Annotated in this window: 13 protein-coding genes and 1 pseudogene; 12 read left to right on the forward strand and 2 right to left on the reverse strand. The window is 76.2% G+C overall.

All coding sequences use genetic code 11. From position 1 onward, the window contains the following. The first annotated feature begins 43 nt into the window (after window positions 1–43). From AC230_RS14400 to AC230_RS33715, 6 genes and pseudogenes are all read left to right on the forward strand, one after another. Window positions 44–1,162 carry an ATP-binding protein gene (locus AC230_RS14400; protein WP_049717000.1) on the forward strand — a complete coding sequence of 373 codons (1,119 nt, stop codon included), beginning with the start codon at window positions 44–46 and terminating at the stop codon, window positions 1,160–1,162. Then, a pseudogene (locus tag AC230_RS32570) lies at window positions 1,159–3,459 on the forward strand (DUF5682 family protein); the annotation flags it as partial. The gene AC230_RS14400 and the pseudogene AC230_RS32570, both read left to right, overlap by 4 nt. Before the next feature lie 444 nt (window positions 3,460–3,903). Further along, window positions 3,904–4,803 carry a VWA domain-containing protein gene (locus AC230_RS33710; protein ID WP_241833246.1) on the forward strand — a complete coding sequence of 300 codons (900 nt, stop codon included), beginning with the start codon at window positions 3,904–3,906 and terminating at the stop codon, window positions 4,801–4,803. A 344-nt stretch (window positions 4,804–5,147) separates the two neighbouring features. Continuing rightward, on the forward strand, window positions 5,148–6,326 hold the full coding sequence (gene sucC / locus AC230_RS14410) for an ADP-forming succinate--CoA ligase subunit beta (RefSeq protein WP_049716577.1): 1,179 nt from the start codon (window positions 5,148–5,150) through the stop codon (window positions 6,324–6,326). 24 nt (window positions 6,327–6,350) lie between these two features. Then, the gene (sucD, locus tag AC230_RS14415) at window positions 6,351–7,235 is read left to right on the forward strand and encodes a succinate--CoA ligase subunit alpha (protein ID WP_049716578.1); all 885 of its coding nucleotides are present in this window, start codon (window positions 6,351–6,353) and stop codon (window positions 7,233–7,235) included. 182 nt (window positions 7,236–7,417) lie between these two features. Further along, on the forward strand, window positions 7,418–9,448 hold the full coding sequence (locus AC230_RS33715; protein WP_422125585.1) for a cell division protein PerM: 2,031 nt from the start codon (window positions 7,418–7,420) through the stop codon (window positions 9,446–9,448). A gap of 26 nt (window positions 9,449–9,474) precedes the next feature. On the opposite strand, the gene AC230_RS14425 is transcribed toward AC230_RS33715, so the two are convergent. Further along, a complete protein-coding gene (locus AC230_RS14425; RefSeq protein WP_049716580.1) occupies window positions 9,475–10,230 on the reverse strand; it encodes a hypothetical protein in 756 nt (251 codons plus the stop codon). A 338-nt stretch (window positions 10,231–10,568) separates the two neighbouring features. On the opposite strand from AC230_RS14425, the gene purN reads away from it, so the two are divergent. Beyond that, window positions 10,569–11,195 (forward strand): phosphoribosylglycinamide formyltransferase, encoded by a 627-nt coding sequence (gene purN, locus AC230_RS14430; protein WP_049716581.1) that lies wholly within the window; start codon window positions 10,569–10,571, stop codon window positions 11,193–11,195. After that, on the forward strand, window positions 11,192–12,763 hold the full coding sequence (gene purH / locus AC230_RS14435) for a bifunctional phosphoribosylaminoimidazolecarboxamide formyltransferase/IMP cyclohydrolase (RefSeq protein WP_049716582.1): 1,572 nt from the start codon (window positions 11,192–11,194) through the stop codon (window positions 12,761–12,763). Before purN ends, purH begins: the two co-directional genes overlap by 4 nt. A 70-nt stretch (window positions 12,764–12,833) precedes the next feature. Here purH and AC230_RS14440 read toward each other — a convergent pair whose 3' ends face one another. Further along, window positions 12,834–13,385 carry a hypothetical protein gene (locus AC230_RS14440; protein WP_049716583.1) on the reverse strand — a complete coding sequence of 184 codons (552 nt, stop codon included), beginning with the start codon at window positions 13,383–13,385 and terminating at the stop codon, window positions 12,834–12,836. 282 nt (window positions 13,386–13,667) lie between these two features. Between AC230_RS14440 and AC230_RS14445 the strand changes: the two genes are divergently transcribed. From AC230_RS14445 to AC230_RS14460, 4 genes are all read left to right on the forward strand, one after another. Beyond that, window positions 13,668–14,543: a bifunctional methylenetetrahydrofolate dehydrogenase/methenyltetrahydrofolate cyclohydrolase gene (locus tag AC230_RS14445; protein WP_049716584.1), complete on the forward strand. Its 876-nt coding sequence runs from the start codon at window positions 13,668–13,670 to the stop codon at window positions 14,541–14,543. Further along, the gene (locus AC230_RS14450) at window positions 14,533–14,979 is read left to right on the forward strand and encodes a DUF3017 domain-containing protein (RefSeq protein ID WP_049716585.1); all 447 of its coding nucleotides are present in this window, start codon (window positions 14,533–14,535) and stop codon (window positions 14,977–14,979) included. Before AC230_RS14445 ends, AC230_RS14450 begins: the two co-directional genes overlap by 11 nt. Before the next feature lie 357 nt (window positions 14,980–15,336). Beyond that, complete coding sequence (locus AC230_RS14455) at window positions 15,337–16,062, forward strand: helix-turn-helix domain-containing protein (protein WP_049717002.1); 726 nt, start codon at window positions 15,337–15,339, stop codon at window positions 16,060–16,062. Continuing rightward, window positions 16,059–16,976, forward strand: a complete 918-nt coding sequence (locus AC230_RS14460) for a helix-turn-helix domain-containing protein (protein ID WP_053161166.1) — start codon at window positions 16,059–16,061, stop codon at window positions 16,974–16,976. Before AC230_RS14455 ends, AC230_RS14460 begins: the two co-directional genes overlap by 4 nt. Window positions 16,977–17,224 lie beyond the last annotated feature (248 nt).

Consider the following 17,224-nt stretch of genomic DNA (forward strand, 5'->3'; position numbering starts at 1 on the left):
CGACCAGACCGCCGACCAGACCGCCGACCAGACCGCCGACCGCATCACCGACCACGTCACCGACCGCACCGGCGGCCGCGGCCGGGACGTCATCAGGCCGCACGCCGAGGACGCCTTCGCCGCCGAGCTCGCGGCCCTCGCCGCCGCGGACGACCGCCCCAGACCGGAGCGCTGGAAGCTCTCGCCGTGGGCCGTCGCCACCTACCTGCTCGGCGGAGCGCTGCCGGACGGCACGGTCGTCACCCCGAAGTACATCGGCCCGCGCCGCGTCGTCGAGGTCGCCGTCAGCACGCTGGCCACCGACCGGGCGCTCCTGCTGCTCGGCGTGCCCGGCACCGCCAAGACCTGGCTGTCCGAGCACCTGGCCGCCGCCGTCAGCGGCGACTCCACGCTCCTCGTCCAGGGCACGGCCGGCACCACCGAGGAGGCCCTCCGCTACGGGTGGGACTACGCCCGCCTCCTGGCCCGCGGCCCCGGCCCCGAGGCGCTCGTGCCCAGCCCCGTCCTGCGGGCGATGGCCCGCGGCGCGGTCGTCCGCGTCGAGGAGCTGACCCGCCTCCCCGCCGACGTGCAGGACACCCTCATCACCGTCCTGTCCGAGAAGACCCTGCCCGTCCCCGAGCTCGGCGAGGAGGTCCGGGCCGTGCGCGGCTTCAACCTCGTCGCCACCGCCAACGACCGCGACCGCGGTGTCAACGAGCTCTCCGGCGCCCTGCGCCGCCGGTTCAACACCGTGGTCCTGCCGCTCCCCGCCACCCACGCGGACGAGGTCGACATCGTCGCCCGGCGCGTCGACCAGATCGGCCGCTCGCTCGACCTGCCCGCCGCCGGGGCCGGCACCGACGAGATCCGCCGCGTCGTCACGGTCTTCCGCGAACTGCGCGAGGGGATCACCGCCGACGGCCGCACGCGGGTCAAGTCGCCGTCCGGCACGCTCTCCACGGCCGAGGCGATCTCCGTCGTCACCGGCGGCCTCGCGCTGGCCGCCCACTTCGGCGACGGCGTGCTGCGCGCCGGTGACGTCGCCGCCGGCATCCTCGGCGCGGTCGTCCGCGACCCGGTGGCCGACCGCACGGCCTGGCACGAGTACCTGGAGACGGTCGTCCGCGAGCGGGACGGCTGGCAGGACCTCTACCGCGCCTGCCGCGAGGTGTCGGCGTGAACGCCCGTGGGACCGGGGCGGGGCCCGGCCCCTTCCTGCTCGGCGTGCGCCACCACGGGCCCGGCTCGGCGCGGGCCGTACGGGCCGCCCTCGACCGGACGCGGCCGCGCGCCGTCCTCGTCGAGGGCCCGCCCGAGGCCGACGCGATCGTCCACCTCGCCGCCGACCCGGAGATGCGGCCCCCCGTGGCCCTGCTCGCCCACGTCGCGGACGACCCGGGCCGGGCCGCCTTCTGGCCGCTGGCCGGCTTCTCCCCGGAGTGGGTGGCCGTCCGCTGGGCGCTGGCCCACGGAGCGGTGGTCCGGTTCGTCGACCTGCCCGCCGCCCACACCCTCGCGCTGCCGCCGGGGGGTTCGGGGCCACCCGCCCCCGACCCGGTCGAGGCCCTGGCGGCCGCCGCCGGCCGCGACGACCCCGAGCAGTGGTGGGAGGACGCCGTCGAGCACCGCGGGGCCGACCCCGCGCCCGGCGGCGACCCCCTCGCGCCCTTCCGGGCCGTCGCCGACGCCATGGCCGCCCTCCGCCCCGACCCGGCCGGCGGCACGGCCGGCCACGACACCGGCCCCCGCGCGGGCCACGACGCCGTCCGCGAGGCCCACATGCGGCTCCGGCTGCGCGACGCCCGCCGCGAGTTCGGCGACGACGTCGCCGTCGTCTGCGGCGCCTGGCACGTCCCCGCCCTGGCCGCCCGGCGGACCGCCACCGCCGACCGCGGCCTGCTGCGCGGCCTGCCCAGGGTCCGGACGGAGATCTCCTGGGTGCCCTGGACGCACCGCCGGCTCGCCCGCCGCAGCGGGTACGGCGCCGGCATCACCTCGCCCGGCTGGTACGGCCACCTCTTCCACGCCACCGACCGGCCCGTCGAGCGCTGGATGACCACCGTCGCCCGGCTGCTGCGCGCCGAGGGCCACCCCGTCTCGTCCGCCCACGTCATCGAGGCCGTCCGGCTCGCCGACACCCTCGCCGCCGTCCGCGGGCGCCCCCTGCCGGGGCTCGCGGAGACGACCGACGTGGTCCGGGCCGTGATGTGCGACGGCTCCTCCGGCCCGCTCGCGCTCGTACGGGACCGGCTCGTCGTCGGTGACGCCCTCGGCACGGTCCCCGACGCCGCGCCCGCCCCGCCGCTGCGCCGCGACCTCACCCGGCTCCAGCGGGCCCTGCGCCTGCGGCCCGAACCCGGGCCCCGCGAGCGGGAGTTCGACCTGCGCCAGGACACCGGCGCCGCCCGCAGCCGGCTGCTCCACCGGCTCCGCGTCCTCGGCGTCGCCTGGGGCGAACCCCTGCCCGCCCGCGGCGGCACGGGCACCTTCAAGGAGACCTGGCGGCTGTCCTGGGAGCCCGAACTGGCCGTCCGCCTCGCGGAGGCCGGAGCCTGGGGCACCACCGTCGAGGCCGCCGCCACCGCCCGCGCCGAGGCGGCCGCCCGCGCCGCCGCCTCCCCGGCCGAGGTCACCGCCCTGGCCGAACAGTGCCTGCTCGCCGGGCTGCCGGGCGCGCTGCCCGCCGTCCTGCGCTCCCTGGCCGACCGGGCCGCCCTCGACACGGACGTGGGCCGGCTGGCCCGGGCCCTGCCCGCCCTCGTCCGCGCCGTCCGCTACGGCGACGTGCGCCGCACGGACACCGCCGCCCTCGCCGGAGTCGCCGCCGGGCTCGCCGAGCGCGTCTTCGTCGGCCTGCCCGCCGCCTGCTCCGGCCTCGGCCACGACGCCGCCCGGGAGGCGCGGGCCGACGTCGACGCCGTCCACCGGGCCGTCGCCCTGCTGGGGCGGCCGGACGCGCGGGAGCGGTGGGCGGCGGTGCTCTCCGACCTCACCGGCCGGCGCCGCGTCCCGGGGGAGATCCGTGGCCGGGCCACGAGGCTCCTGCTCGACGAGGGCCGCCTCCCCGACGCGCGGGCCGCCCGCCTCGTCGGTCTCGCCCTCTCGCCCGCCGGGGAGCCCGCCGACGCGGCGTCCTGGATCGAGGGCTTCACCACCGGGGACGGCGCCGGCGGCCTGCTCCTCGTCCACGACGAACGCCTCCTCTCCCTGATCGACACCTGGCTCACCGGCGTCCCCGCCGCCTCCTTCCGCGCCGTCCTGCCGCTGCTCCGCCGCACGTTCGCCACGTTCGACCCCGCGGTCCGCCGAGCGATCGGCCGCCGCCTCCGCACCTCCCCCTCGGCGCACCCCGCCCAGGAGCCGGCTCCGCCCCTCGACCCCGGGCGCGCGGCAGCCGTGATGCCGACGCTGCGCCGGCTCCTGGACCTGGGGGACGGGGGCGGCCCGGCGGGGCACGGCCGTCCCGGAGCCGGCCCGAGTGACGCCGGACGCGGCTCGGGCGCCCCCGGCCACCCCGCTTCCCCTGCTGCCCCCGCTTCCCCCGCGGCCCCCGCCTCCTCCGCCGAGCGGCTCCGGCGCTGGCGGCTGGTGCTCGGGGGCGGGCCCGGTGCCGAGGGCACGGGGGCGGTCCTCGCCGACGGGGACGCCGCCGTCGACCGGGCGCTGGAGGCGCTCTACGGGGGACGGCCGCAAGGCCCCGGCGGCGGGCGGCGCGCAGGAGGGCTCGGCGCCTCCGCACCACGGGCCGCCCGCTGGCTGGGGGACATCCGGACGTACTTCCCGGCGTCCGTCGTTCAGGTGATGCAGCGTGACGCCCTGGAGCGCCACGGGCTCATCGCCCTCCTCCGTGAACCGGAGCTCCTGGCCGCGGTCGAGCCGGACGTGCACCTCGCCGGCGCCCTCCTCTCCCTCGCCCGGACCATGCCCGAGGAGGCGCGGGCCACCGCCCGCGAGGTCGTCCGCCAGGTCGTCCGCGACCTGGAGGGCCGCCTGGCCGGGCGGACCCGCGCCGCGCTCACCGGCGCCCTCGACCGCTCGGCCCGCACCGCCCGTCCCCGCCCCCGCGACCTCGACTGGGACCGCACGATCCGCGCCAACCTCGGGAACTACCTGCCCGAGCACCGCGCCCTCGTGCCCGAGCGGCTCGTCGGCCGCGCCCGCGCGGCGCGCTCGCTGCGCAAGGAGGTGATCCTCTGCGTCGACCAGTCCGGCTCGATGGCCGACTCCGTCGTCCATGCCACGGTCCTCGGCGCGGTCCTCGCCTCCGTGCGGTCGCTCGACACCCGGCTGATCGCCTTCGGCACCGCCGTCGTGGACCTCACGGACCGGCTCGCCGACCCGGTGGACGCGCTGTTCGGCGTCCAGCTCGGCGGCGGTACGGACATCGACCGCGCCCTGGCCCACTGCCAGGCCCTCGTCACCCGGCCCGCCGACACGGTGGTCGTGCTGATCAGTGACCTCTACGAGGGCGGGCCGCCGGACGGCATGCTGCGCCGGGTCGCGGCGATGAGGGCGGCGGGCGTCGGGTTCGTCGCCCTGCCGGCCCTCTCGGACGAAGGCGTCCCGGCCCACGACCGCGAGCGCGCCGCAGCCCTGGCCGCCCTGGGGGTGCCCGTCCTCACCTGTACCCCCGACCTCTTCCCGGAGGTGGTGGCCGCGGCCCTCGAGAACCGCCCGCTCCCCGCGTCGGTCCTGCCGGCCGCACCCGTCACCGGCCCGTCCATATCCGGCCCGCCCCTACCCGGGGGGACGTTCCTGTCCGGGCCGCCCGCACCCCGGCCGCCCGTGCCGCCCACCGAAGCGTCCTCCGGCTCCGCCTGACGCTCCGGCACCCGGCCCCGGCCCCCGGGCCCGGCCCACCCCGCCCCCCCGCCGTCCCACCACCCACCATCCCCCAGCGCGGAACGGGCGAACGCCCCACCCGTTGGGCCCAGTGGTCCGTTGCGAAGGGTGTCGGCGGGGGTGGTGATCTGTGAGCGTAATCACGGCCGGAGTGTGATCTGCGATTTAGGGACCTCCCCCGCTCGGGGATAACCTGCGAGACGGACATGCCGCGTATTCGGCGCACGTGTGCCGCCCTCGTCATAGATCGCGTTCACGCTGCCACCGCGGCACGCCCGCGCAGACAACGAACCGCGATATCCATGGAAAAGGGACGGACGCGCGTGGACCTGTTCGAGTACCAGGCGAGGGACCTCTTCGCCAAGCACGGTGTACCGGTGCTGGCCGGTGAAGTCATCGACACGCCTGAGGCGGCGCGCGAGGCGACCGAGCGACTGGGCGGCCGTTCGGTCGTCAAGGCGCAGGTCAAGGTCGGCGGTCGCGGCAAGGCCGGCGGCGTCAAGCTGGCCGGCACCCCGGACGAGGCCGTCGCCCGCGCGACGGACATCCTCGGCATGGACATCAAGGGCCACACGGTCCACAAGGTGATGATCGCGGAGACCGCTCCGGAGATCGCCGAGGAGTACTACGTCTCGTACCTCCTCGACCGCACCAACCGCACCTTCCTGGCCATGGCCTCCGTCGCCGGCGGCATGGACATCGAGGAGGTCGCCGCCACGACCCCCGAGAAGCTGGCCAAGGTGCCGGTGGACGCCAACGAGGGCGTCTCCCTGGAGAAGGCCCGCGAGATCGTCGCCCAGGCGAAGTTCCCGGCCGACGTCGCGGAGCAGGTCGCCGAGGTCATGGTGACCCTGTGGAAGACCTTCGTCGCCGAGGACGCCCTCCTCGTCGAGGTCAACCCGCTGGCCAAGGTGGCCGACGGCCGCGTCATCGCGCTGGACGGCAAGGTCTCCCTGGACGACAACGCGGACTTCCGCCAGCCCGACCACGAGGACCTGGTCGACCACGCCGCGGCCAACCCGCTGGAGGCCGCCGCCAAGGCCAAGGGCCTCAACTACGTCAAGCTCGACGGCCAGGTCGGCATCATCGGCAACGGCGCGGGCCTCGTCATGAGCACCCTGGACGTCGTCGCCTACGCCGGTGAGAACCACGGCGGCGTCAAGCCCGCCAACTTCCTCGACATCGGCGGCGGCGCCTCGGCCGAGGTCATGGCCAACGGCCTGGAGATCATCCTCGGCGACCCGGACGTCAAGTCCGTCTTCGTCAACGTCTTCGGCGGCATCACCGCCTGCGACGAGGTCGCCAAGGGCATCGTCCAGGCCCTGGAGCTCCTGAAGGAGAAGGGCGAGGACGTCACCAAGCCGCTCGTCGTGCGCCTCGACGGCAACAACGCGGAGCTGGGTCGCAAGATCCTGTCCGACGCCAACCACCCGCTGGTGCAGCGCGTGGACACCATGGACGGTGCGGCCGACAAGGCCGCCGAGCTCGCGGCTGCGAAGTAATAGGGACGAGGTCACAGACACACCATGGCTATCTTCCTCACCAAGGACAGCAAGGTCATCGTCCAGGGCATGACCGGTGCCACGGGCATGAAGCACACCCGGCTGATGCTCGGTGACGGCACCAACATCGTCGGTGGCGTCAACCCGCGCAAGGCCGGCACCTCCGTGGACTTCGACGGCCGCGCCGTCCCGGTCTTCGGCTCGGTCGCCGAGGCGATGAAGGAGACCGGTGCCGACGTCACCGTCGTCTTCGTCCCGCCGGCCTTCGCCAAGGCCGCGGTCGTCGAGGCCATCGACGCGGGCATCGGCCTGGCCGTCGTCATCACCGAGGGCATCGCCGTCCACGACTCGGCCGCCTTCTGGGCCTACGCCAAGGCCAAGGGCAACAAGACCCGCATCATCGGCCCCAACTGCCCCGGTCTGATCACCCCGGGCCAGTCCAACGCCGGCATCATCCCGGGCGACATCACCAAGCCCGGCCGCATCGGCCTGGTCTCCAAGTCGGGCACGCTGACGTACCAGATGATGTACGAGCTGCGGGACATCGGCTTCTCGTCCTGCGTCGGCATCGGCGGCGACCCGGTCATCGGCACCACGCACATCGACGCCCTGGCCGCCTTCGAGGCCGACCCCGACACCGACCTCATCGTGATGATCGGTGAGATCGGCGGCGACGCCGAGGAGCGGGCCGCGGACTTCATCAAGGCCAACGTCACCAAGCCGGTCGTCGGCTACGTCGCCGGCTTCACCGCGCCCGAGGGCAAGACGATGGGCCACGCCGGTGCGATCGTGTCCGGTTCGTCCGGTACCGCGCAGGCCAAGAAGGAGGCCCTGGAGGCCGCGGGCGTGAAGGTCGGCAAGACCCCGTCCGAGACCGCCCGCCTCGCCCGCGCCGCGCTCAGCGCCTGAGCCGACCGCCCGCCGGGTGCCGCCGTACGGGCGGTCCCGCCGGGCGGGAAGGGCCCGCACCCCGCACGGGTGCGGGCCCTTCGCCGTCCCGCGCCCCGCCACGTACACCACCCGATTGCCACTCTGAACACGACACGACGGTCATTTGTCGCTACCCGCCCGAAAGGCGCGTTGTTGGCAGCATGGCCCTTGTGACCCCATATGCCCACAGCGGTTCCTCGCTGCCCTCGTACCTCCGCTTCGCGGCACGCGGTACGCCGGGCACGGGCCGGGCGTTCTTCGGCGGCGCGCTCGCCGCCGGCCTGGGGCTGGGAGCGTTCGCCACGCTCGTCCTGGCGCTGTGGATCGTGTCGCCCTACCCCGACAGCGGCCCCGCCGGGGCGCTGCACATCGCCACCGGCCTCTGGCTGCTCGCGCACGGCGCCGAACTGGTGCGCACCGAGACCCTCTCCGGCGACCCCGCCCCGGTGGGCCTGACGCCGCTGCTGCTCAGCGTGGTCCCCTGCGTGCTGGTGCACCGCGCCGCGCGCCAGGCCCCGGCCCCCGACTGCGACGAGGACGCCGAGTACGCCGAGGAGGCGGGCGAAGGGCCGGCCGTGGACGGCGAACCCGCCGACGGGGCCGGGGACCTGGCGGACGCCGGGCCTCCGCCGCCCGCGCCCCCGGGACCGCCCCCGCCCCCGCTGCCGCCGCGCACCGCCTTCACCGCCCTGCTCGGCGGATATCTGCTGGTGAGCCTCGCGGCCGTGCTCTACGCCTCGTCCGGGCCGGTGCGCGTCGACCCGCTGAGCGCCCTGCTGCACCTGCCGCTCGTCGCCGCCGTCCCCGCGGCCGCCGGGGTGTGGATGGCCTCGGGCTGTCCGCCCTGGAACCCGCCGCCGCGCGTCCGGCGGGTGCTGCGGTTCGTCCCGCGGCGGGCGCGCGCGTGGTTCACCTACCCGCACGTCCTGGCCGTCGCCCGGGCCACCGCGGCCGGTACGGGCGTGCTGCTCGGCGGGGCCGCGCTGCTGCTGGCCGTGGCCCTGGCGCGCGGCGGGGGCGCCGCCCAGGAGGCCGTGACGCAGCTGGCCGCGGGCTGGTCGGGCCGGGTCGCCGTGGTGCTGCTGAGCGTGGCGCTGCTGCCCAACGCCGTGGTGTGGACGGCGGCGTACGCGGTGGGGGCCGGCTTCGTCGTCGGGGCGGGCGGCGTCCTGGCCCCGGTGGCGCTTCCCGTGCTCGGCGCCCACGGGCACCCCCTGCCGCTGCTGCCCCGCTTCCCGCTGCTCGCCGCGCTGCCCGGCCCGGGGGAGGCGGGGCCGCTGGGGCTGGCCGGGTGCGCCGTGGTGGTGGCCGGGGCGGGGGTGGCGGTCGCCTCCGCGGCCGTGCCGCGGCGTCCGGCGACCGTGGGCCGGTGCGAGGCCATGCTGATCGCCCTCCTCGCCGCGGTCGCCTCCGCCGTGCTGGTCACGGTGCTCGCGGCCGCCGCCGGCGGGCCGCTGGGCAACGCCACCCTGGCCCGCTTCGGCCCGCCGGCCCGGTTCGCGGGCCTCGCCTGTCTGGTGTGGACGGCGGCGGTCGGGGTCCCGGGCGCGCTGGTGGTGCGTCACCTGCGCAGGGAACGGCCCGCGGCGGAGGCGGAGAGGCGCGGCTCCTGGTGGCGGCGGACCGGCTTCGCCCTGGGCCTCGACCTCCCGGAGCGGCGCCGGCGGGCGCGTCCCCGGCAGGCGCCCCGCTGGTGGCGCGCGGCGGCCGGCTGGCTGGGCTTCGCGGCGGGCGGGGAGCGGGCCGCCGAGGTCCTCCCGGCGCAGCGGCCCGGCGGGACGGACCCGGTGGGGGAGGGCGGCGGTTCCGCCGAACCGGCCGGCCACGGGCCGGAGTTCGCCCCGGAGAGCCTGCCCCTGCTGCCCGTGCACGGCACGGTGCTGGGCGCCGACGGCAGGGCCGAGCCGCCGCGCCGGCACCGGCGCCGCGGTGCGCGGGCGGCCCGGGCGGCCGACCGGGCCGCGCGGCGCGAGGCGGAGCGGACCGCCCGCCGGGAGGCGCGGCGGGCCCGGAAGGCCCGCAAGGCGCCGATGCCGCCCGTCCCGGATCCGGCCCACGGCGTCGCGGACGCCGCCGAGTGGCACGACACCGGCGTCCGCCGCGCCCGCTGGGCCGCCCTCAAGGATTCCGGCGGCGGCCTCATGGCGGACTTCGAACCACGCGACCCTGAGCGGCTGTTCGAGGACCGCTGAGGCGGGACCGCCGGCCGGGGGCCGTGTCAGTCGTCCGCCGCCAGCAGCGGGCGCAGCCGCTCGGGGAGATGGACCTCGCACGCCTGGCGCGAGGACTGGGTCAGGGCGTCGTCCACGCAGGTGTAGTAGTCGCGGTAGACGAGCTGGAAGCCGTAGGTGGACACCACGATCAGCAGGGCCAGGCCGCCCATCACCAGGCCGCTGACCGCCGCCGTCGTCTGGGGGCGGAAGCCGCCCGGCCGCGGGGCGGCCGCGCCCTTGTCGCCGGGGCGGCCGCGGAGCGCGCTGATGCCCCAGTAGACGGAGAGGGCGCCCAGCAGCAGGGCCACCTCCGGCAGGCTGAACAGGGCGAAGAAGAAGCCCCAGAGGCCGGCGAGCACGGCGTAGCGGGCGCGGCGCTGGGCCGGGTCGGAGGGATCCCAGCGCGGGCCGCCGCCGGGCCCGTGCGAGGGGTCCTGGCCGCCGCCGGGCGGGCCGCCGAAGCCGCCGTCGTGGCGGCCGGGCTGGCGGCTGCTCCACTGGCTGCCCCACGCGGGCGGGGCGGGCCGCCGCTGCCCGCCGTCCTCCTCGGCGCCGCCGTTCCCGCCGTCGGCGCCGCCGTCCCCGCCGTGGGGCGCGCGCGGCCGCCAGGGCTGGTCGGGCCGGCCCTCGGGCGGCGGGGCGAACGGGTTGTCCCGCTGCTCCCGGTCCGAGGGGCGCGCGAGAACCGTCGCGGGCGGGGCGCCGGCGGACGCGGCGGGCAGCGGGGGGCGGTGAACCGCCAGTCGGCGTCGGTCCGGCATGTGGAGTGCGTCTTCCCCTGGTCGGTCTGAGTTCGCTCGGCCGCGACGGGCGCGTCCGTCGCGTCCTTCGAGCCTACGGCCGTGCGACGGGTTTCCGGGGCCGGTCCCCGCCGCGTCCGCCCGCGCGGAGCTCCCCCGCACGGTCCCGTCCGGGACGGGGAGGAGCCCCGGCCCCAGACGCTACCTCGCGGGTGCGCCCCCGTCCCGCGGGGGCCGTCGGGTGTGCCGGTATCGTTGCTGGCGGTCGGCGGCTTCGTAGGGTTCCCCGTATCCGGCGTACCCGGGTTCTCGTACGACCCTACAAACCGCACGCCCCAGTCAGCAGAAAGGGCCCCCTCGTGGCCGTCCCCGCCCGTCCCGCCCGCATCGTCGCGCTCGTCTCCGGCTCGGGGACGAACCTGCAGGCCCTGCTGGACGCGATCGCCGCCGACCCGGAGGGCTACGGCGCCCGCGTCGTGGCCGTCGGCGCCGACCGGGAGGGGATCGCCGGGCTGGAGCGCGCCGAGCGCGCCGGGCTGCCCGTCTTCGTCCGGCGCGTGGGCGACTTCGCCTCGCGCGAGGAGTGGGACCGGGCCCTGGCCGAGGCGACCGCCGCGTACGAGCCGGACCTGGTCGTCTCGGCGGGCTTCATGAAGATCCTGGGGAGGCACTTCCTCGCCCGGTTCGGCGGGCGGACGGTCAACACGCACCCCGCCCTGCTGCCCAGTTTTCCCGGTGCCCACGGTGTGCGCGACGCCCTCGCGTACGGCGTGCGGGTCACCGGGTGCACCGTCCACTTCGTCGACGAGGGCGTCGACACCGGCCCGATCATCGCCCAGGGCGCGGTCGAGGTCCGGGACGAGGACGACGAGGCCGCTCTGCACGAGCGGATCAAGGAAGTCGAGCGAGCGCTGCTCGTCGAGGTCGTGGGGCGGCTCGCCCGGCACGGCTACCGCATTGAGGGACGAAAGGTACGGATCTCGTGACCGCCGAAGGTACGAAGCGGCCCATCCGCCGGGCGCTCATCAGCGTCTACGACAAGACCGGGCTGGAGGAGCTGGCGCGCGGGCTGCACGGCGCGGGCGTCGAGCTCGTCTCCACGGGCTCGACGGCCGCCCGGATCGCGGCCGCCGGGGTGCCGGTCACCCCGGTCGAGGAGCTGACGGGCTTCCCCGAGTGCCTGGACGGCCGGGTCAAGACCCTGCACCCGCGCGTGCACGCCGGCATCCTGGCCGACCAGCGGATCGACGCCCACCGCGAGCAGCTCGACGAGCTGGGCGTGCGCCCCTTCGAGCTGGTCGTCGTCAACCTCTACCCGTTCCGCGAGACCGTCGCCTCGGGCGCCTCGCCCGACGCGTGCGTCGAGCAGATCGACATCGGCGGCCCCTCGATGGTCCGCGCCGCCGCCAAGAACCACCCGTCGGTCGCCGTCGTCGTCAGCCCCGCCGCGTACGGCGAGGTGCTGAAGGCCGTCGCCGGCGGCGGCTTCGACCTCGCCGCCCGCAAGCGGCTGGCCGCCGCCGCGTTCCAGCACACGGCCGCCTACGACGTCGCCGTGGCCGCCTGGTTCACCAACGCCTACGCCCCGGAGGACGAGGACGGCGACGGTCTGCCCGAGTTCCTCGGCGAGACCTGGGAGCGCAAGGCCACCCTCCGCTACGGCGAGAACCCGCACCAGGCCGCCGCCCTCTACACCGACGGCACGGCCGGCGGGCTCGCCAACGCCGAGCAGCTGCACGGCAAGGAGATGTCCTTCAACAACTACGTGGACACCGAGGCCGCGCGGCGCGCCGCCCACGACCACGACGCGCCCTGCGTGGCGATCGTCAAGCACGCCAACCCCTGTGGCATCGCCGTCGGTTCGGACGTCGCCGAGGCGCACCGCAAGGCGCACGCCTGCGACCCGCTGTCCGCCTTCGGCGGCGTGATCGCCGTCAACCGCCCGGTGACCGTCGAACTCGCCGAGCAGATCGCCGAGATCTTCACCGAGGTCGTCGCCGCGCCGGCCTACGAGGACGGCGCCGTCGAGATCCTCGCCCGGAAGAAGAACATCCGCGTGCTGCGGGTGGAGGGCGACCCGCACCAGCCGGGCGACCTCAAGCCGGTCTCCGGCGGTGTGCTGCTCCAGCACTCCGACCTCTTCCAGGCCGAGGGCGACGACCCCGCCCACTGGACGCTCGCCACGGGCGAGGCACTGCCCGCCGCGGAGCTCGCCGAGCTGGCCTTCGCCTGGAAGGCGTGCCGCGCGGTGAAGTCCAACGCGATCCTGCTCGCCAAGGACGGCGCCACCGTCGGCGTCGGCATGGGCCAGGTCAACCGCGTCGACTCCGCGAAGCTGGCCGTCGCGCGGGCGGGGGAGGAGCGGGCGCGCGGCGCCTACGCCGCCTCCGACGCGTTCTTCCCGTTCCCGGACGGGCTGGAGGTGCTGACCGCCGCGGGCGTCAAGGCCGTGGTGCAGCCCGGCGGTTCGGTCCGCGACGAGCAGGTGGTGGAGGCCGCGAGGGCGGCCGGGGTGACGATGTACCTCACCGGTACGCGCCACTTCCTCCACTGACGGGCGGCCCTACGGCCGGAGGCCGCACCCCCGGTGAGGGGTGCGGCCTCCGGGCCGGGGCGGGCGGCGCTCAGTAGCGCGGCCGCTGGAACCACTCGGCGGACGCGCGCTTGGCGCAGAAGACGATGGTCAGGATCGCCAGGATGAAGACGACCAGACCCAGGCCCCACGCGCCGATGTTGACCAGGCCGCTGATGATGCCGAAGGACGCGTAGACGATCGAGCCGACGCGGACGCCGTTGCCGCCGTTCGCGTAGCGCAGCGCCAGGACGATGCCGATCACCGCGAACACCGCGGCGAGGACGATGAAGAAGCCGATGAGGCCCTTGCCGAAGTCGCCGAACTTCTGCACGTCCACGTCGTCGTGCTTCTTGACCTCGTCGCTGAACGCGGCGAGCGCCACGCCGTAGATCGCGGCGATGCCGATGTGGGCCACCGCGATGACCCACATGAAGACGCGCGCGGCCTTGGTGAGCCCCGGCATCTCGGCCGGCACCGGCGCCATCGCGTAGCCGCCCTGCTGCGGGTACGCGGCGTAGGGCTGGCCGCCCTGCTGCGGGTAGCCGTAGCCGGGGGCCTGCGGGGGCTGGCCGTACGGGTTGTTCTGGTCGCCGAAGCTCATGGTCGGGACGTTCCTCCGAGGTCGGTCGTGCGGGGACGGACGCGGACAACCCGGAGGGACCATGCTGAGCGGCTCGCCCCCCGTCACCGCCCGCGGCACTGAGATTCATCGTCGTAGCGCTCTTGACTTTTGTCCAGCCGATACCCTCGGCGTTGTTCAAGTGCCGCGCGACCGTGATCCTGCCGTGAACGTGATCACGCAGACCGGGCGAACACCGAACGAACACAGGGCGGTGCACCTCCCGAGCGGAAGGGACACCGCCGGATCCAGGAAGATGGAGCCATGACCGCCCAGATTCTCGATGGCAAGGCCACCGCGGCCGCGATCAAGTCCGAACTCACCACCCGCGTGGAAGCGCTGAAGGCCAAGGGCATCACCCCGGGCCTGGGCACCCTCCTCGTCGGCGACGACCCCGGCAGCAAGTGGTACGTCGCCGGCAAGCACCGCGACTGCGCCCAGGTCGGCATCGGCTCCATCCAGCGCGAGCTGCCGGCCACCGCCACGCAGGAGGAGATCGAGGCGGTCGTCCGCGAGCTCAACGACAACCCCGACTGCACCGGCTACATCGTCCAACTCCCGCTCCCCAAGGGCATCGACACCAACCGGGTGCTGGAGCTGATGGACCCGGCCAAGGACGCCGACGGCCTGCACCCGATGAGCCTGGGGCGCCTCGTCCTCAACGAGCCCGGCCCGCTGCCCTGCACCCCGAACGGCATCATCGAGCTGCTGCGCCGCCACAAGGTGGAGATCAACGGCGCCCATGTGGTGGTCGTCGGCCGCGGCATCACCGTCGGCCGCTCGATCGGCCTGCTGCTCACCCGCCGTTCCGAGAACGCCACGGTCACCCTCTGCCACACCGGCACCCGTGACCTCTCCGCGCAGCTGCGCAGGGCCGACATCATCGTCGCCGCGGCGGGCGTCGGGCACCTGATCAAGCCGGAGGACGTCAAGCCGGGCGCCGCCGTGCTGGACGTCGGCGTCAGCCGGGACGGCGAGGGCAAGATCATGGGCGACGTCGACCCCGGCGTCGCCGAGGTCGCCTCCTGGATCTCCCCGAACCCGGGCGGCGTGGGCCCGATGACCCGCGCCATGCTCCTGGTCAACGTCGTGGAGGCCGCCGAGCAGCAGGCCGCGGAGCGCGCCGCCGATGCGGTCTGAGCAGGACCGGCCCGCCGGCGCCAAGGCCCCCCGCGGCGCGGGGAGGCCGCGGACGTCCCGCCGCTTCCCGCAGTTCACGCGGGACACCGCCCGGCCCGAGGGCGGGGGCCGGGCCGCCTCCGGGGAGGCGCCGGCGCCGGCGCGCCAGTGGCCGTTGCTGGCGGTGCTGGGGCTGACGGGGGTCGGGCTGCTGGTCGTGGCGCTGGACGGGTTCCGGATCGGGACGATGCTGATCGGCATCGCGCTGATCGGCGGCGCCGTCCTGCGCTGGGCCCTGCCGTCCGTCGGCATGCTGGCCGTGCGCTCGCGGTTCACCGACATGTTCACCTACGGCGGGCTGGGTCTGGCCATCCTGCTGCTGGCGCTGATGGCCCAGCCGCACGCCTGGCTGAAGATCCCCTTCCTGGACGACGTGCTCCACTTCACCGTCAGCTAGCCCCCGGACCGCGGCCCGCCCTCTCCCCCGCGGGAGGGCGGGCCGCGGTGTTCCCCCCGGCCCGGGGCGGCGCGGGGTGGACCGCGCCGCCCCTGCCCACGGCACAGACTCTGATGCGCCACATCCCCAACGGGCAAGGAACCCGCTCCAGTTGGGTCGTCGCGGGACGTCCCGCGCGGTGACCTGCGGGGACGGCATACGCCGTGCGGCCGTCACGGGACGGGCGGCGGCCGCCGGGGCTGGCCGAAACCGGCGGCCGCCCCCGCACCGCGCGGCGTTCGCCGCCCCGGCGTCGCACATGATGTGCGGCACAAGGGCCCAGTGGCCCCGGGGGACGAGACGCGTATGGGGTGGAACATGCGGCGTTGGAAGGAACTGCCGGCCTCGCTCGACGATCATGTGGTCCAACTCGTCGTCCAGCTGCGGAGGTTGAAGGACCGCAGCGGGCTGAGCCTGGCCGCGCTGGCGGCCAAGACCTCGTACAGCCGCTCCTCGTGGGAGCGTTACCTCAACGGCCGCCAGCTCCCGCCGCGGGAGGCCGTGGAGGAGCTGGCGCGGGTCTGCGCCACGGATCCGGTCCGCCTGCTGGTGCTGCACGAACTCGCCGCCGCGGCCTGGTCCGTGGCGGAACCGGCGGTGCGGGAGGAGGCGCCGCGGAGGTCCCGGCGCGCCCGCGTGCTCGCCGGGGCGGTCGCGGTGCTCGTCGCGGCCCTGGCCGCGGGGCTGCTGGTGGCGCGGCCCTGGCAGGACGACGGCGGCGGGGGCGGCGCGGCGGGCGGGAGCGCGCCGCCCGCGTTCGTCTTCGTCCAGGGCCGCTCCCGCCCCTGCGAGGTCCGGCGCGAGCACGGGGAGCTGCGCGCGGGCTACAGCGCGACCCGCACCGCGCTCATGGACCTCAAGTCGTCGGGCTGGGAGGTCCTGGAGGCGCAGTGCCTCCTGCGCCACCACGGCTACGACCCGGGGCTGACGGACGGCGCGTACGGCCCCAGGTCCAAGGCCGCGGCCCAGCGCTTCCAGAAGGACCGGCACCTGGTCGTGGACGGCATCGTCGGACCGGACACCTGGGCGGAGCTGCGGCGGTGAGCGGCGGCCGACCGCTGCCGGCGGAGTGCGCGGCGCTCGCCGGGGAGCTGCGCGCGCTGCGGGAGCGCACAGGGCTGAGCCTGGCCGCGCTCGCGGGGCGCACGCCGTACAGCAAGTCGTCGTGGGAGCGCTATCTCAACGGCAAGACCGTTCCGCCCCGGCAGGCGGTCGAGGCGCTCTGCGGGCTGGCCGGGGAGCCGGCGGGGCGGCTGGTGGCGCTGTGGGAGCTGGCCGAGCAGCGGTGGAGCGGCCGGTCGGCGCCGGTGCCCGCGGCCGCTCCCCCGGCGGAGGCGGCGGCGCCGGTGAAGGTCCGCCGCCGGCCCGTACGGGCGTACGCCGTCGTCGGCGCCGTCCTCGCCGCGGCCCTCGCCGCGGTGCTGCTCTCCCTCGTCCCCGGGCGGCACGCCTCCGGCGGGGCACCGCCCGGCGGTGCCCCGCCCTCCGCCTCGTACGAGCAGTCGTGGGCGCCCGGGTGCGCGGGGGCGGACTGCGAGGGCGCGGACCCGCAGGAGATGGGGTGCGGGGCCCAGGGCATGGCGGTGACGCTCCAGCGGCGCAGGCTGGCCGGCGGGCAGGAGATCGCGATCCGGTACGCGGAGAGGTGCGGGGCGGTGTGGGCGAAGGCGAGCCACCTGCGGATCGGGGACCGTGTCGAGCTGTCGCTGCCGGGCGCCGACCCCAAGCGCGTACGGGCCGCGAGCCGGCGGGACACCGAGGTCTACCTCTCGACGGCCATGACGGCGACGAAGGAGCCGTTCGCGGCGCGGGTGTGCTTCGACGCCGCCGGTGACGACGGCGGGCCCGAGTGCTTCGCGCCGGCCCGGGAGGGGGCCTCGCCGGGGGCCGGGGGAGCGGACGGCCTGTCCTCCACCCCCGTGGGGGGACAGGCCGCCGCTCCCGGACGAGGATCGTGACCGACCGCCTCGCCGATCAAGGCCGGGCCGGCCCTTGTGACGCGGAACGGACAGTTCCGGTACGAGGTCACGGACGGTGTCACGGTCCCGTACCAAGGCCGCGGGCCGGGGGTCGGAGCCCGGCGCGGACGGATGACCGACCGCCGCAGGGGCGTGCGCCGGCAGGGGTTGATCAACCCCTAACGCCCCGATGCGCCCGAGGGGCGGGAACCGGCGCGCAGGTTCCGGCCCTCCCCTGGGTAGCACCG

The sequence above is a fragment of the Streptomyces caatingaensis genome (genome assembly GCF_001187435.1).
GTDB lineage: Bacteria > Actinomycetota > Actinomycetes > Streptomycetales > Streptomycetaceae > Streptomyces > Streptomyces caatingaensis.

Bases quoted from the DNA above. Each gene is read 5' to 3' on its own strand.
- AC230_RS14440 (WP_049716583.1), bottom strand. From the start codon at position 13,385: ATGAGCTTCGGCGACCAGAACAACCCGTACGGCCAGCCCCCGCAGGCC.
- AC230_RS14425 (WP_049716580.1), bottom strand. From the start codon at position 10,230: ATGCCGGACCGACGCCGACTGGCGGTTCACCGCCCCCCGCTGCCCGCC.
- AC230_RS33715 (WP_422125585.1), top strand. From the start codon at position 7,418: ATGGCCCTTGTGACCCCATATGCCCACAGCGGTTCCTCGCTGCCCTCG.
- AC230_RS14445 (WP_049716584.1), top strand. From the start codon at position 13,668: ATGACCGCCCAGATTCTCGATGGCAAGGCCACCGCGGCCGCGATCAAG.
- AC230_RS33710 (WP_241833246.1), top strand. From the start codon at position 3,904: ATGCCCGAGGAGGCGCGGGCCACCGCCCGCGAGGTCGTCCGCCAGGTC.
- sucD (WP_049716578.1), top strand. From the start codon at position 6,351: ATGGCTATCTTCCTCACCAAGGACAGCAAGGTCATCGTCCAGGGCATG.
- AC230_RS14455 (WP_049717002.1), top strand. From the start codon at position 15,337: ATGCGGCGTTGGAAGGAACTGCCGGCCTCGCTCGACGATCATGTGGTC.
- AC230_RS14450 (WP_049716585.1), top strand. From the start codon at position 14,533: ATGCGGTCTGAGCAGGACCGGCCCGCCGGCGCCAAGGCCCCCCGCGGC.